General features: G+C 72.0%; 16 protein-coding genes. 5 read left to right on the forward strand and 11 right to left on the reverse strand.

Annotated features, from left to right (window positions below):
- Positions 1–79 precede the first annotated feature (79 nt).
- From Athai_RS17185 to Athai_RS17200, 4 genes are all read right to left on the reverse strand, one after another.
- Positions 80–1,339, reverse strand: coding sequence for a sugar ABC transporter permease (locus tag Athai_RS17185; protein WP_203962419.1), 1,260 nt, complete (start codon positions 1,337–1,339; stop codon positions 80–82).
- Positions 1,336–2,154: an ATP-binding cassette domain-containing protein gene (locus Athai_RS17190; protein ID WP_239157002.1), complete on the reverse strand. Its 819-nt coding sequence runs from the start codon at positions 2,152–2,154 to the stop codon at positions 1,336–1,338. Before Athai_RS17190 ends, Athai_RS17185 begins: the two co-directional genes overlap by 4 nt.
- Positions 2,155–2,240: 86 nt before the next feature.
- Entirely contained in the window at positions 2,241–3,350 is a 1,110-nt protein-coding gene (locus Athai_RS17195) for an ABC transporter substrate-binding protein (RefSeq protein ID WP_203962421.1), read from the reverse strand.
- A 146-nt stretch (positions 3,351–3,496) separates the two neighbouring features.
- Positions 3,497–4,708 (reverse strand): ROK family transcriptional regulator, encoded by a 1,212-nt coding sequence (locus Athai_RS17200; protein WP_203962422.1) that lies wholly within the window; start codon positions 4,706–4,708, stop codon positions 3,497–3,499.
- A gap of 208 nt (positions 4,709–4,916) precedes the next feature.
- On the opposite strand from Athai_RS17200, the gene Athai_RS17205 reads away from it, so the two are divergent.
- From Athai_RS17205 to Athai_RS17215, 3 genes are all read left to right on the forward strand, one after another.
- The gene (locus tag Athai_RS17205) at positions 4,917–5,558 is read left to right on the forward strand and encodes an HAD-IA family hydrolase (protein WP_239157003.1); all 642 of its coding nucleotides are present in this window, start codon (positions 4,917–4,919) and stop codon (positions 5,556–5,558) included.
- 166 nt (positions 5,559–5,724) lie between these two features.
- On the forward strand, positions 5,725–6,210 hold the full coding sequence (locus Athai_RS17210) for a VC0807 family protein (RefSeq protein WP_203962423.1): 486 nt from the start codon (positions 5,725–5,727) through the stop codon (positions 6,208–6,210).
- Positions 6,207–6,377 (forward strand): hypothetical protein, encoded by a 171-nt coding sequence (locus Athai_RS17215; protein ID WP_203962424.1) that lies wholly within the window; start codon positions 6,207–6,209, stop codon positions 6,375–6,377. The genes Athai_RS17210 and Athai_RS17215 overlap by 4 nt, the downstream gene beginning before the upstream one ends.
- Before the next feature lie 24 nt (positions 6,378–6,401).
- Here the strand turns inward: Athai_RS17215 and Athai_RS17220 are convergent, their stop codons facing one another.
- Genes Athai_RS17220 through Athai_RS17230 form a run of 3 tightly spaced genes read right to left on the reverse strand, consistent with a single transcriptional unit; the run spans position 6,402 to position 10,227 of the window.
- On the reverse strand, positions 6,402–6,935 hold the full coding sequence (locus Athai_RS17220) for a hypothetical protein (protein ID WP_203962425.1): 534 nt from the start codon (positions 6,933–6,935) through the stop codon (positions 6,402–6,404).
- On the reverse strand, positions 6,932–8,209 hold the full coding sequence (locus Athai_RS17225) for a class I SAM-dependent RNA methyltransferase (RefSeq protein ID WP_239157004.1): 1,278 nt from the start codon (positions 8,207–8,209) through the stop codon (positions 6,932–6,934). The genes Athai_RS17220 and Athai_RS17225 overlap by 4 nt, the downstream gene beginning before the upstream one ends.
- Positions 8,206–10,227 (reverse strand): APC family permease, encoded by a 2,022-nt coding sequence (locus Athai_RS17230; RefSeq protein WP_203962426.1) that lies wholly within the window; start codon positions 10,225–10,227, stop codon positions 8,206–8,208. Before Athai_RS17230 ends, Athai_RS17225 begins: the two co-directional genes overlap by 4 nt.
- Before the next feature lie 194 nt (positions 10,228–10,421).
- On the opposite strand from Athai_RS17230, the gene Athai_RS17235 reads away from it, so the two are divergent.
- Both Athai_RS17235 and Athai_RS17240 read left to right on the forward strand, forming a co-directional pair.
- A complete protein-coding gene (locus tag Athai_RS17235) occupies positions 10,422–11,090 on the forward strand; it encodes a potassium channel family protein (RefSeq protein ID WP_203962427.1) in 669 nt (222 codons plus the stop codon).
- Positions 11,091–11,092: 2 nt separating this feature from the next.
- Positions 11,093–11,782 carry a potassium channel family protein gene (locus Athai_RS17240; RefSeq protein WP_203962428.1) on the forward strand — a complete coding sequence of 230 codons (690 nt, stop codon included), beginning with the start codon at positions 11,093–11,095 and terminating at the stop codon, positions 11,780–11,782.
- A gap of 117 nt (positions 11,783–11,899) precedes the next feature.
- On the opposite strand, the gene Athai_RS17245 is transcribed toward Athai_RS17240, so the two are convergent.
- From Athai_RS17245 to dut, 4 genes are all read right to left on the reverse strand, one after another.
- Positions 11,900–12,583 carry a DUF3159 domain-containing protein gene (locus Athai_RS17245; protein WP_239157005.1) on the reverse strand — a complete coding sequence of 228 codons (684 nt, stop codon included), beginning with the start codon at positions 12,581–12,583 and terminating at the stop codon, positions 11,900–11,902.
- A 4-nt stretch (positions 12,584–12,587) separates the two neighbouring features.
- Complete coding sequence (locus tag Athai_RS17250) at positions 12,588–12,968, reverse strand: OB-fold nucleic acid binding domain-containing protein (RefSeq protein WP_203962429.1); 381 nt, start codon at positions 12,966–12,968, stop codon at positions 12,588–12,590.
- Positions 12,969–13,328: 360 nt separating this feature from the next.
- The gene (locus Athai_RS17255) at positions 13,329–14,120 is read right to left on the reverse strand and encodes a DUF3710 domain-containing protein (protein ID WP_239157006.1); all 792 of its coding nucleotides are present in this window, start codon (positions 14,118–14,120) and stop codon (positions 13,329–13,331) included.
- A 28-nt stretch (positions 14,121–14,148) separates the two neighbouring features.
- Positions 14,149–14,682 carry a dUTP diphosphatase gene (gene dut, locus Athai_RS17260; RefSeq protein ID WP_203965851.1) on the reverse strand — a complete coding sequence of 178 codons (534 nt, stop codon included), beginning with the start codon at positions 14,680–14,682 and terminating at the stop codon, positions 14,149–14,151.
- Between the last annotated feature and the right edge of the window lie 46 nt (positions 14,683–14,728).

The following is a 14,728-nucleotide window of genomic DNA, read 5'->3' on the forward strand; positions in this document are numbered from 1 at the left end:
ACGAGACGACCCGCCGGGTCCGGAAACCGAAACGGGCCGCCGTCCCCGGGGACGGCGGCCCGTTTCGGTGTGGCCTCGCTCAGGCTCGACCGGACGCCTTCTGACTGCGCCGCGACACCGAGTCGATGACCACGGCGGCGAGCAGCACGATGCCGGTCACCATGTACTGCGCGTAGTTGGTGATGCCCAGCAGGTTCATCCCGGCCGCGATGGACTGGATCACCAGCACACCGAGCAGCGCCGAGAACGCCGAACCGCGGCCACCGAACAGGCTGGTACCGCCGATGACGGCCGCGGCGATCGCGTACATCAGGATCTGCTGCCCGGTGCCGGACTGGGTGACGCCACGGTTGACCGACGCGTAGAACACGCCACCGATCGCGGCCATCGTGCCGGAGATCGCGTACACGCTCATCCGGATGCCGGCGACGTTGATGCCGGCCCGGCGGGCCGCCTCGACGCTGCCGCCGACCGCGAACACCTTCCGGCCGTACGAGGTGTGATTGAGCACGAACCCGGCCAGCAGGATGAACGCCAGGAAGATCACCGGCGCCAGCGGCAGGCCGCGAGCCTGGTTGAACACCACCGCGACCGCGAGCAGCACCACCGCGAGCACCGCGCTGCGCACGATCACCTCGGTGACGCTGCGGGCCGGCACCCCGGCCCGCCTGCGGGCGAGGCTGCCGCGCAGCGAGACCAGGAAGTAGACCGCGGCGACCACGATCGCCACCAGGTAACCCCAGAACAGCTGCTCGAAGTAGGTGTTGGTGAGCCGGTCGATCAGCCCGTTGGCGTTGGTCAGGTTGTAGGACCCGGTCTTGCCCAGTACCCACAGCGAGACGCCCAGCCAGCCGAGCAGACCGGCCAGCGTGACGATGAACGCCGGGACCCCGATCTTGGCGAAGAAGAACCCGTGGATCAGGCCCATCACCAGGCCGGCGGCGACCGCCACCACGATCGACAGGCCCTCGCTGAGCCCCCAGGTCTGGTTCGCGACCGCGACGATGGCGGCGCACGCGCTGGACACCGACCCGATGGACAGGTCGATCTCGCCCAGCAGCAGCACGAACACGATACCGAGGGCGAGCATGCCGGTCGCCACGATGTTGATCGACAGCTCGGTCAGGTAGCTCGGCGACAGGAACCCGGAGTTCAGCGACTGGAAGATCGCCCAGATCACGATCAGCCCGACGACGACCGGGATCGAGCCGAGTTCGCCGCCCCGCACCCGGCGCCAGAACTCCCGAAGGTAGCCGCGCACCCCGCCCTGGGCGAGGATCAGCCGAGGGTCGACCTGCGCCGCCGCGGCCGGCGCCGCGGTCTGGTCCGTGTCGCTCACTTCTCCCCCTCGCCGGCCGGGTCGGAACCGTTCTGCCGTGCCGCGCGCCGGGTGACAGCGTTGTCGCTGGCTCCGGTGATCGCGGAGATGATCTGCTCCTGGGTGGTGTCCTGCATGCCGAACGTGCCGTTGTTGCGGCCCAGTCGCAGCACCGCGACCCGGTCCGCCACCGCGCCCACGTCGGCCATGTTGTGACTGATCAGGATCACCCCGAGGCCGCGCTCGTCGCGCAGCCGCTCGACCAGGTCGAGCACCTGGGCGGTCTGCTCGACGCCGAGTGCGGCGGTCGGCTCGTCCAGGATGACGACCTTCGGGTCGCCGAGCAGCGACCGGGAGATCGCCACCGTCTGCCGCTGCCCACCGGACAGCGACGCCACCGGGATGCGCACGCTCGGGATCTTGATGGACAGGGTGTCCAGCAGCTCCCGGGAACGGCGCTCCATCTCCACCTCGTCCAGCACCCCGAACCGGCGGATCTCCCGACCGAGGAACAGGTTGCCCACCACGTCCAGGTTGTCGGCCAGGGCCAGATCCTGGTACACGGTGGCGATGCCCAGGTTGGTCGCGTCGTGCGGCTTGCCGATCGAGACCGGCCGGCCCTGCCACTCGATCACGCCCGAGTCGATCGTCTCGACCCCGGCGATCGTCTTGACCAGGGTGGACTTGCCGGCGCCGTTGTCGCCGACCAGCGCCACCACCTCGCCGGCGTGCACCTCCAGGTCCACGTCGGCCAGCGCCTGCACCGCGCCGAACCTCTTGCTGATGCCGCGCAGTGCGAGCACTGGTGTGTCCGTCTGCGCCGGTGCGCTTGTCACCTCAACCATCCCTTGCCGTACGTTCGCCAGAGCCTGCAGAACCGGCCCGGGAACCGAACTCGGTTCCCGGGCCGCAACGCACCGAACTACTTGATGCCGGCCTTCGCACAGTCGGACTTGTACTTGGCGGTGCAGATCTCCGACGGCTTCCAGTAGCCGTCCTTGACCACCGTCGACTCGATGTTGTCGAACGTCACCGTGGTCGCCGGGACGATCTTCGCCGGCACCGTGACGGTGCCGTTGTTGACCGTGTCGCTGCCACCGGTCCACTTCTTGCCGGTGGCGACGTCGACCGCCATCTCGGCGGCGGCCTGCGCCTGCGGCTTGATCGACTTGTAGATCGTGGCGTACTGCTCACCGGTCAGGATCCGCTGGATCCCGGCGAGCTCGGCGTCCTGCCCCGTCACCGGCGGCAGCGGGGTGACGTTCGCGGCCTTCAGCGCCGCGATCGCGCCACCGGCCATACCGTCGTTCGCGGCGTAGACCCCGATGATGTTCTTCTTGCCGACCTTGCTGATCGCGCCAGCGACCTCCTGCCGGGCCTGGTCCGGGCTCCAGTCCTGGGTGTCGTACTCGGCGCCCACGTTGACCTTGCCGTCCAGAACGCTGTGCATGCCCTTCTTGAAGTCGGGCGCGTTCGGATCGTCCGGCGAGCCGTTGACCAGGATCACCTTGCCGCGCTTCGGGCTGCCCTTGGCCGAGATGGCCTTCAGGAACGCCTCACCCTGCTGCTTGCCGATGTCGACGTTGTTGAACGACGAGTAGCCGGCGATCGGCCCCTGCGCGAGCCGGTCGTACGCGATGACCTTGACGCCCTGGTCGTGCGCCTTCTGCACCGAACTCTTGATCGACTTGTAGTCGACCGAGTCCAGGATCAGCACCTTGGCACCGGCCGCCAGGACCGCGTCGACCTGCTGGCGCTGGGTGTCGGCGTCCTGGTTGGCGTTCCGGTACTCGATGGTGCATTTCGGGCAGAGCTTCTTGATGTCCGCCGCCAGGAACGGGTGGTCGAACTTCTCGTACCGGGCGGTCTTGGACTCCGGCAGCAAGATGCCGATCTTGAAGCCCTTGTCGACGCTGAGTTTCTCGCCGCCGCTGCCGCCGCCGGCCTGCTTGGCCTTGCCGCACCCCGCGACGCCGATGGCGATCACGGCTACGGCGGCGACGGCGAGCCCGCGACGCAAGTAAGTCCTCACGTGCACGAAACCTCCCTGACACAGGCCGCCCTCACGCGGCCAAGTTCACGACAGTCAACCGCTATGTGGTGCCGCCGTCAATAAGTGAAGATGGATCGGCGCAAAACCGCGCCCATTCGTTATCTACCCGAACAGTGGCCCGGTCATCAGCCCGAACGCGGTCCACCGCCGGCGGCCACCCCGACCGCCTGGTCGGTCTCGGCCATCGCCAACGCCAACGCACCCAGCACCTCCGCACGGGCACCCAGCGTGCCCGGCAGCACCCGGAGCTGCCGGGCGGCGCTCGGAATCGCGTACCGCGCCACCGACTCCTGCAACGGCGCGATCAGCAACTCACCGGCCGCGGCCAGGTCACCACCGATGATCGCGCACCGGGGGTTCAACAGGTTGCACAATGCCGCCACGCCCACTCCAAGGTGACGACCCATGTCGGCGAGCACCCGCCGGCAACCCGGATCACCCTCGTGCGCGAGCCGGATCGCCCGGGCCACCGTCACGTCCTCGCCGTGGCTGTCGCGCAGCAGCGACAGCAGGTACTTCGCGTTCGCCTGGGTCTCCAGGCAGCCGCGGTTGCCGCACCGGCACACCGGCCCGGACTCGTCGAGCGTGATGTGCCCGATCTCGCCGGCCGTACCGCCGGCACCGTGATAGATCCGGCCGCCGAGCACCAGCCCGGCGCCGATGCCGGTGGAGACCTTCAGGTACACCAGGTCGCCCTGGTCCCGGCCGGCCCCGAACACCAGCTCGCCCAGCGCGCCCAGGTTGGCGTCGTTGTCCGCGTGCACCGGCAGGTCGACCCGGCGCTGCAGGGCCTCCTTGGGCCGCACCCCGATCCAGCCGGGCAGCAGCGCGCTGGAACCGATCTCGCCGGTGTCCACGTCGATCGGGCCGGGCACCCCCAGCCCGACGGCGAGCACCCGGTCGCGGCCGGCACCGGCCCGCCGCAGCAGCGTGTCGATCAGCTCCTGGGCCCGGTCCAGCGCCTGCTCGGCGGACGTGTCCACATCGGCGGGCACCGCGTCGGAGGCGAGGACCCGGTGGGACAGGTCGCCGACCGCGACCCGCAGGTGCGAGTGGCCGAAGTCGACGCCGACCACCAGCCCGGTGGACCGGCTCAACGCCACCCGGCGCACCCGCCGACCGCCGGCCGAGCCGGTCCGCACCTCCACCGCGCCACCGTCGGCCAGCTCGTGCACGATGTTGGAGACCGTCGCGGCGGACAGCCCGGTCCGGCGGGAGATCTCGGCCTGGCTGAGCGCTCCGGCGTCGCGCACCGCCCGCAGCACCCGGGTCACGTTCGCCCGGTGCAGCGAGGACTGGGACCCCGGTGGATGGACATCGGCGCCACGGCCAGGCATGCGTGCTCCCTGCGTCCAGCCGGTACCCCGGAGCGCGAGGGACCGGCACGGAGTTTCGGCTTCGAGTACAAGAACTGAAGCTATGGTGCGCCTGAGACACGTACATCCGTCAAGAGGCGAATCCGAACCGACGCCTACGGCGCACCCGTGCGGCAGCTCACTCCCGGCGACGAACGAGTAGCGGTAACCGGCCGGTAACGTGGGCCCGGTGGAGCTGATCGCCGACGCGCTGCTGTTCGACCTCGACGGCACCCTGGTCGACTCGACGCCGGCGGTGATCCGGTCCTGGACCGCCTGGGCCGCCGAACGCGGCATCACCGAAACGCAGTTCGCCGCCATCGAGACGCACGGGCGCACCTCGCGCTCGATCGTGGCCGACCTGGTGCCCGCCGACCAGGTCGACGCCGCCGACGCCCGCATCCAGCAGCTGGAACTCGCCGACCTGTCCGGGGTGACGGCGCTGCCCGGCGCCGCCGAGCTGCTGACCCGACTCGACCCGGCCCGCTGGGCGGTCGTCACCTCCGGGGTCCGCCGGCTCGCCGCCGCCCGGCTGACCGCCGCCGGGCTGCCCACCCCGCGCGTCCTGGTCAGCGCCGACGACGTGCGACGCGGCAAGCCCGACCCGGAGCCATACCTGGCCGGCGCGGCGGCACTGGGCATCGCACCGCAACGCTGCGTGGTGGTCGAGGACGCGCCGGCCGGCCTGACCGCCGCCCGCGCCGCCGGCATGGCCACCGTCGCGGTGACCGGTACGCACCGGCCGGAGGAGCTGAAGGCCGACCTGGTGCTGCCCGGTCTCGGTCAGCTGTCGGTGACCGGTAGCGACCGGTTCGTGCTCACCGCCGCCTGACCGGCGACGCCGCCGGACCGGGGTCGCCGGTCTGGTCGGGGCCGCCGACATCGGCTACGCTGCGGCAACACCGCGTGAGCGGCGGCAGCCGGACATGCGGAACATCCCCTGACCGCTGCGCCGCGCCGAGGGCGGGCCAGGCACCACCGAGAGGGCCAGCCGACCCATGTCCGATGCCCTGACCATCCAACTGCCCGCGCTGGGCGTGCACCTGCGGCACGGCGTGAAACATCTGCTGGAAGCCACGCTGATCCCGCTCGGGCTGTTCTACCTGGTGATGGCGCTGGTGGGGCTGCACGGCGCGCTGTTCACCGCGCTCGGCTGGTCGCTCGCGGCACTGACCTGGCGGCTGGCCACCCGGCGGCCGATCCCGACGCTGCTCGCGTTCATGACCGCCCTGCTGGTGGTGCGCACCGCCGTGGGATACGTCACCAACAGCGTGTTCCTCTACTTCCTGTCCCCCTCGCTGCAGGACTTCGTGATCGGCATCGCGTTCCTTGCGCTGCTGCCATTCGGCAAGTCGCTGATCGCCCGGCTCGCCGCCGACTTCTGCGTCTTCCCGGCCGAACTGACCGACAACCCCGGGTGCGGCGGTTCTTCCACCAGGTCTCGGTGCTGTGGTCGTCGGTGTTTCTCAGTTGTGGCGGGTTGACGCTGTGGATGCTCGCCAGCACCAGCCTCGGCAGCTACCTGCTGATCGGCACCGCCGCCTCGTACTCGATGATCGGTGTCGCGATCGTCGTCTCGCTGCTGTGGTTCCGCCGCTCGCTCGGCCGCGAGGGCATCCGGCTGCACCTGCCGTTTCGCGCGACGGCCTGAGCGCGGCGGCCGCCGGCGCGGCGCTCAGCCGACCAGCTCCGACCAGAACGGTACGGTCGGACGCGCTCCGGCGGATGCCTCGGCCGGGTCCACCCCGCCGAACTCGGCCCGCAGGTAGCGGGCCAGGTCGGCGCCGTAGACGACGATGTCGGTCTGGTGCATCGACAGCACCGGGTGGCCGGCCGGGCCACCGACCCCCGGCAGGTACCGGTGCGAGTAGATCGGCACCAGCGGCGGCGCGGCGCGCAGCTCGCCACGGGCCACCGCCAACGCGTCCGCGGTGCCCACCGGTCGCGGCCCCCACCCCGGATACCAGAACCCGCCGTGTTCGACGTCGAACAGGACTCCGGCCACCGGCCAGCCGAGGCGATCCCGCAGTTCCTCCGGATCGCCGTTGCGCCAGTCCGGGAAGCCGCGGCCGACCGGGAGCGCGGCGCCGAGCAGGGCGCGGTGGTCGGCAGCGAACCGGAAGCCGTACCGCGCCTCGACCGCGGCCAGCTCCGCCTCGGTCAGCCCCGGCGCCAGCGGGGCCGGCAGCAGCGTGGCCGGATCGGTCACCGCGCCTGTCCCGGTTCGAACAGCGCGATGCACTCCAGATGCTGGGTCATCGGGAACGCGTCGAAGCCGCGCAGCTGGCTCAACCGCCAGCCCAGCCCGGCGAAGGTGGCGGTGTCACGGGCCAGCGCCGCCGGATCGCAGGCGACGTAGCAGACCGCGCGCGGCGACGTGGCGACGATCTGCTCCACCACGGTACGGCCAGCGCCGGAGCGCGGCGGGTCCAGCAGCACCAGGTCGGCGGCGCCGAGCGACGGCAGTACCCGTTCGACCCGGTCGGCGCGGACCTCGACCTGGGGCAGCTCGCGCACGTTGTGGCGGGCGGCGTCGGCCGCACCCCCGTGCGACTCGACCAGCGTCACCGACCCGTCGGTACCGACCGCGCGGCCCAGCGCGACGGCGAACAGTCCGGCCCCGCCGTACAGGTCGTAGGCACGGTCGCCGGCGCGCGGCGCGAGCAGGTCCAGCGCGGTGGTCGCGAAGGTGTCCGCGGCTGCCGGGTGTACCTGCCAGAACGCCTCGGCGGGCAACTCGAACTCGGTGCCGATGGCCCGTTCGGTCACCGTGGCCCCGCCGTACACCAGCCGGGTCACCGTCCGGCCGCGCGACTGCCGGCGACGGTTGGCGCGGCGCCCGGCACCGGCGGGCAGCTCGCGATGCTCCAGGACGGCGGGGTCGCCGGCGGTGGAGGACACCACGCTCAGCTCGCTGCCCGGTGGCCAGCGGCGATCGGTGACCGGCAGCTCCCGTACCGCCGGGGTGGCGATCGGGCAGCCGTCGATCTCGACGATGCGATGCGAGCGGTGCACCCGCAGGCCGGCGCGGCCGGCCCGGTCCACCGCGTACCGCACCCGGGTGCGCCAGTCGAGCGGCCCGCCGGGCAGCTCGGCCACCGTGATCTCCAGCGCCGCCACCTGCTCCTCGGTGAGCGTGCCCAGCCGTACCAGCAGCTCGGCGACGACGTCGGCCTTCAGCCGGCGCTGCGCCGCCGGGGTCGCGTGCTGCCAGTCGCACCCGCCGCACCTGCCCGGCCCCGCGTACCGGCAGGGCGGCGGGACCCGGTCGGCGGAGGCGGTGTGCACCCGTACCGCGTCCGCGCGCAGGTAGCCGCGCCTCGCCTCGGTGACGGTGGCGTCGACGACCTCGCCCGGCAGGGCGTGCCGGACGAACACCACCTGGCCCTCGTACCGGGCGACGCAGTGGCCGCCGGCCGCGACCTTGCCGACCGTCAGCCGCAGCGTGTCACCGACCGACGGGCCGGCCGGCGGCGCGGTCACCGGCGCAGCACCAGGTCGTCGGCGGAGCCCGGGTCGTCGCCGTCGCCGCCGGGGCGGCGGGCCACGCCGCGCCGGACCCGGCGGGCGTCCTCCCGGTTCTCGGTGGACACCAGCTGCCACGGCACGCTGGTGACCATCACCCCCGGCTCGAACAGCAGCCGCGCCTTGATCCGCAGCGCGCTCTGGTTGTGCAGCAGGTGCTCCCACCACTTGCCGACGACGTACTCCGGGATGAACACGGTGACCACGTCGCGCGGCGAGGTGCGGCGCATGTTCTGCACGTAGGAGATGATCGGGCGGGTGATCTCCCGGTACGGCGAGTCGATCACGGTCAGCGGCACCGGCAGGTCGCGCTCGTCCCACTCGGTCTGCAGCCGGCGGGTGTCCGCGTCGTCGACGTTGACGGTCACCGCGGTCAGCGTGTCCGGTCGGGTCGCCCGGGCGTACTGGACGGCCCGCAGGGTCGGTAGGTGCAGCTGGCTGACCAGCACGACCGCATGGTTGCGGGCCGGCAGCACGGCGCGCTCGTCCGGCGGCGCGAGCTCCCGGGCCACCTTGTCGTAGTGCCGCCGGATGCCGAGCATCAGCAGGTAGATGACCGCCATCGCGGCGATCGAGATCCACGCACCGTGGGTGAACTTGGTGGCCAGCACCAGGATCAGCACGAACCCGGTCATGAACGCGCCGAACCCGTTGATGGCCCGGGACCGGTACATCCGGCGGCGGGCCATCGGGTCGCGCTCGGTGCGCAGCAGCCGGTTCCAGTGCCGGAGCATGCCGCTCTGCGACACCGTGAACGAGACGAACACGCCGACGATGTACAGCTGCACGAGGCGGGTCTCGCTGGCCCGGAAGGCGGCGATCAGGCCCCCGGCGAACACGGCCAGGAACAGGATCCCGTTCGAGTACGCCAGGCGGTCGCCGCGGGTGTGCAGCTGCCGCGGCAGGTAGCGGTCCTGCGCCAGGATCGAGCCCAGCATCGGGAAGCCGTTGAACGCGGTGTTGGCGGCCAGGAACAGGATCAGCGCGGTCAGCGCGGTCACCAGGAACACCGCCGGCGCGAAGCTGCTGAACGCCGCCTCGGCCAGTTGCACCGTCACCGTCTTCTGCACGTACCCGTGGGGTGCCCCGACGAGTTGCCGGGCCGGGTCGTCGACGTACTTGAGGCCGGTGAGCCGGGCCAGCAGGGTGATCCCGAAGAACATGCTGATCGCCAGGCAGCCCAGGATCAGCAGGGTGGTCGCGGCGTTCCGGCTCTTCGGCGGCTTGAACGCCGGTACGCCGTTGGCGATCGCCTCCACCCCGGTCAGCGCGGCCGAGCCCGAGGAGAACGCTCGGACCAGCAGGAACACGAACGGGAAGCCGATGAAGACGTGCTCTGGCCGCAACCCGAACCCGCTGCTCGGTGTGTGCAGGTCCTGCCCGAGCACCAGGATCCGGAACAGCCCGAAAAGCACCATGAACAGGATGGCGCCGACGAACAGGTACGTCGGGATCGCGAACGCCATGCCGGACTCGCGCAGCCCGCGCAGGTTCATCGCGACCAGCACCACCACCACGCCGAGCGCGAACAGCACCCGGTGCTCGCCGACGAACGCGACCGCGGAGCCGAGGTTGTTCACCCCCGAGGAGACCGACACCGCCACGGTCAGCACGTAGTCCACCAGCAGCGCGCTCGCCACGACCAGCCCGAACGGCCGGCCGTGGTTGACCGTGGCCACCTCGTAGTCGCCGCCGCCGGACGGGTAGGCGTGCACGTTCTGCCGGTAGCTGAACACCACGGTCATCAGCACGACGACGATCACCAGCGCCACCCACGGCGCGTACACGTACGCCGCCGCCCCGCCGGCCGACAGCGTCAGCAGGATCTCGCCCGGTGCGTACGCGACGCTCGACAGCGGGTCGGACGCGAACACCGGCAGCGCGATGCGTTTCGGCAGCAGCGTGTGCTGGAGACGGTCGGACCGGAACGGCCGCCCGACCAGCAGCCGTTTGATCAGCGACGTCGGAGGAGTCACGGGTGCCTAGCGTACGGCCCGATCGCGCGGGACGCTCCCCGAGGACCCGCGTGTCTGACGCGGGTCGGTCCCCGGGTACGCGACCGCGCCAGGTACGGTGCGTCGGGCGGCGGCGCGGGACCCGCACGGGCGCCGGCGGCAGGCGGATACTCGATCGTGGGCGGCGGCGAGCAGCCGTGGAAGGCGGGAGGCCGATGCACGTCGTGATCATGGGATGCGGCCGGGTCGGTTCGACCCTGGCGCACAGCCTGGAGGCGCGCGGCCATTCGGTCGCGGTGATCGACCAGAACGCGGACGCGTTCCGCCGGCTCGGCGACGAGTTCGGCGGCGTGACGGTCAACGGCACCGGTTTCGATCAGGACGTGCTCGTCGAGGCCGGGATCGAGCGCGCCGACGCGTTCGCGGCGGTCTCGTCCGGCGACAACTCGAACATCATCGCCGCCCGGGTCGCCCGCGAGACGTTCGGTGTCAGCAGCGTGGTCGCCCGCATCTACGACCCGCGCCGGGCCGAGGTGTACGAGCGGCTCGGCATCCCCACCGTCGCCACGGTGCGCTGGACCGCCGATCGGATCCTGCGACACATGCTTCCCGAGGGGCACGTCGAGATGTGGCGGGAACCGACCAACACGGTGGCGATCATCGAGGCGGCACTGGATCCCGGCTGGGTCGCGCACCCGGTCCGCGCGCTGGAGGAGGCGACCGGCGCCCGGGTGGCCTACCTGATGCGCTTCGGGATCGGCACCCTGCCCACCGCGTCCACCGTGCTGCAGGACGGCGACCAGGTGTTCTTCCTGGTCACCGACGACATGCAGGACACCGTGACCGCCACCGCCGGGGCGGCACCGGCCGAGTCGGCGCACTAGGAGTGACCATGCGGATCGCGATCGCCGGTGCCGGCAACGTCGGCCGTTCCATCGCCCAGGAGCTGCTGGACAAGGGCCACCAGGTGCTGCTCATCGAACGGTCCCCGGCCGCCGTCCGGCCGGAGCGCGTCCCGGACGCCGAGTGGATGCTCGCCGACGCGTGCGAACTCTCCAGCCTGACCGACGCCGAGCTGGACAGCTGCGACGTGGTCGTCGCCGCGACCGGCGACGACAAGGCGAACCTGGTCGTGTCGCTGCTGGCCAAGACCGAGTTCGCGGTCAACCGGGTGGTCGCCCGGGTCAACCGGGCCGAGAACGAGTGGCTGTTCAACGAGCAGTGGGGCGTGGACGTCTCGGTGTCCAAGCCGCGGCTGATGGCGGCGCTGGTCGAGGAGGCGGTCAGCGTCGGCGACCTGGTCCGGCTGATGACCTTCCGGCAGGGGCAGGCGAACCTGGTGGAGATCACGCTGCCGTCGGACGGGCCGCACGTCGGCAAGCCGGTACGGGAGGTGCCGCTGCCCCGCGACACCGCGCTGGTCGGCATCGTCCGGGGCCGCCGGGTGCTGGTGCCCAGCCTGGACGACCCGATCGAGGCTGGCGACGAGCTGGTGTTCGTCTGCGTGCCGGAGGTCGAGACCGAGGTCCGCCGGGTCATCCTGGGCGGCGCACCCACGCCGCCCGGCGGCGACTGACGCCGAGCGCCGGCCGGCTTCGTCGGGGCGCCCCGACGCGCTGGCCCTGTCGCGGAGGCCCGGCGGTACGGGCAGACCCAGGTGGGCGCCGCCCCGCGACGGCCGGAGGGCTCGCGATCAGGCGGGCAGGCTGCTGGGAGCTGTCTCCGCCTGGTTCCTGGCGGCCCGGCGCACCGCCCACAGCGTGACGGCGAGCTGCGCGACGTAGAGCGGCCAGGAGAGGGCGACCCGGCTGAGGCCGAGCATCGTCGGCTGGTCCGCCCAGTAGAGAAGGCCCTGGACGGCGCCGCGCAACACGAAGCAGGCGGCCCACAGCAGGGTCAGCCACTGGAAGGTGCGCAACAGCCGGCCGCTGTCGCGCCAGGCGTGCTTGCCGCCGGCCATCACGATGCCCCAGACGTACCCGATGAGCGGCCGGCGGAGCGCCATCGAGCCGAGCAGGATCAGCGCGTAGCCGAACGCGATGAAGATGCCGGGCGCGTAGAAGTCCTTCGCCTGCCCGGTCTTCCAGGCGATGATGCCGCCGATGGCGATGCCGAACAGGCCGTTGACCGCGTGCCGCACCGGCTGGCGCCGGATCAGCCGGTAGATGCCGATCAGCACCGCGATGCCGACCGCCGCGATCAGCGCCGGGCGCAGCGACACCGCGATGTTGACGGCGATGAACACGAGCACCGGGACGCACGACTCGATGATCCCGCGCACCCCACCGAGCTGCGTGGACATCTGCTCGGAGAACGTCGGGACCGCCTCGTCTGCGAGGGTCGGGGCCGACGACTCGGTCCGATCGTCGGCGCTCACCTGATCACCTCGGCGTCTCCAGCTCGTAGTACGGGTTGTAGATGACCTTCCGGTCGTCGCGCACCGCGACCCGGCCGCGAACCGTGAGCATGCGCCCCGGTTCGATGCCGGCGATGTGCCGGCGGCCCAGCCACACCAGCGTGACCACGTCGGTGCCGTCGAACAGATCGGCTTCCAGCGTGGGCAGATTGGTGCGCGGCGTGTAGACCACAGTACGCAGTCGGCCGGTAACGGTGACAAGCTGGCCCCGCCCGCAGGAGCGGGCCGGGGTGCATCCCGACTCGGCGCTCTCCCGCTGCAGGCTCTCCGCCTCCAGCTCCGCATCGCTCGCGGCGATGCGGCGCAGAAACCGTTTGATCGACGACTCGCGTTCGCCGGTCGTCATGACCGTTCTTGCACCTCCCTGGGCGTGCGCCCGCGCAGCAAGCGTACGCCGTTCGCACGGCAAAACGACGACCCGAAAAGTCGGGTATCCGGCCTGCTGTGCGTACCGCCGGGCCACCGGCCCACGACGGCGGCCAGCGGCCCGGTTTCGGTACGGGGAAGGTGCCCAGCGGGGCGGCTACGCGCCGCCGCCTGGGTGACAGCGGGGCGCCTACGGGCCGCCAGGGTGACAGCGGGGCGCGTACGCGCTGGCGCCAGGGTGACAGCGGCGCGCCGGAGCGCCGCCGCCGGGATGGCATCGGTGATCGTCAGGGCTGGCCCGGCCGTACCGCCGGGCCCGGTATGCGGAGGCACCGCCGGTCTACCGCCCCGCCCCGTCGGGGCCGTCGTCGGTTTCCTGCTCGGCGGCGGCCTGCTGTTGCTCGACCGCCTCCGGCGGCAGCCGCAGCGGCAGCGGGTCGCGGACCGGCATCGCCTCGCCGCCGCGCTCCACCACGATCTTGCCCAGGCAGTCGATCAGCTCCGGCGCCGCGGCCGGGTTCGCCGCCGCCTCGCCGTGGAAGACCGCCCGCAGGAACCAGCGGGGCCGGTCGATGCCGACGAACCTGACCTGCTGCGGACCCTCGGGGGTGCTGATCCGGCCGATCAGCTCCGGCCCGTAGGTGCCGCGCTTCTCGGTGACCGTGCCGCCCTCGGACTCGACGCCGTCGCGCAGCTCGGCGCGCACCTCGTCCCAGATACCCTCGCTGCGTGGCGCGGCGAAGGCGCCGACCTGCACCGCGCTCGGTCCGGCGATCAGCGCGACGGCGGCGATCTCGCCCTCCTCGTTCGCCTGGATCTGCACCTCGACGCCGGGTAGTGCCGGGATCTTCAGGCTGCCCAGGTCGAGCCGCTCCAGCCCGTCGTCCGGAGCGTCGTCGATGTCGTACGGCCCGCGGTCCGCGTCGGCGGTGTCCTCGTCCTCGGTGGCGTCGTCGTTCTCGGCGTCGTCACCAACCTCGTCGGCGGGCTCGGCCGGGGCGTCGTCACCGGTCGTGGCCTCGTCCGGATCGGCCGCCGCGGCGTCGCCGGTGGCCTCGTCGTCGCGGGTCTCGTCGGTCGGCTCCGGCTCGTCGGCCGGGTCGTTGGCCTTGCGCCGTCTGAACAGGCTCACTGGGCCACCTCGCCGCACCCGTGCATGGTCACTGACTCTCCAGCGTCGTCTCGTCGATCCGGACCGGTTGGTGGTGCGAACCGGTCGCTGGGGTGAACCCACCGGTCGAACCGTGCCCACCGGCGCCGCGGACGGACTCCGGCAACTGCCCGACCGGACGAAACCGGGCCCGCTCCACCCGCTGCACGACCAGTTGCGCGATCCGGTCGCCACGATGCAGCCGGGCGGTCCGGGTCGGGTCGTGATTGACCAGGTTGACCAGAATCTCACCGCGGTAGCCGGCATCGACCGTACCCGGTGCGTTGAGCACCGTCACACCCAGCCGGGTCGCCAACCCCGAACGGGGGTGCACCAACCCGACGTACCCGTCCGGGAGGGCGATCGCGATCCCGGTGGGGACCAGCGCGCGGGCACCCGGCGCCAGGGTCACGTCGCACGATGCGACCAGGTCCGCGCCGGCGTCACCGGGCCGCGCGTACGCCGGCAGCGGCAGCTCCGCGTCGAGCCTGCGCACCAGCACGTCCACCTCGCCGGCGCCGGCCGGCTCGGCCGCCCCGACCAGGCCGGTCGCGTCGCCGGAGCCGATCGAGACGACGGAACCGCCAGCA

The organism is Actinocatenispora thailandica, from assembly GCF_016865425.1.
GTDB lineage: Bacteria > Actinomycetota > Actinomycetes > Mycobacteriales > Micromonosporaceae > Actinocatenispora > Actinocatenispora thailandica.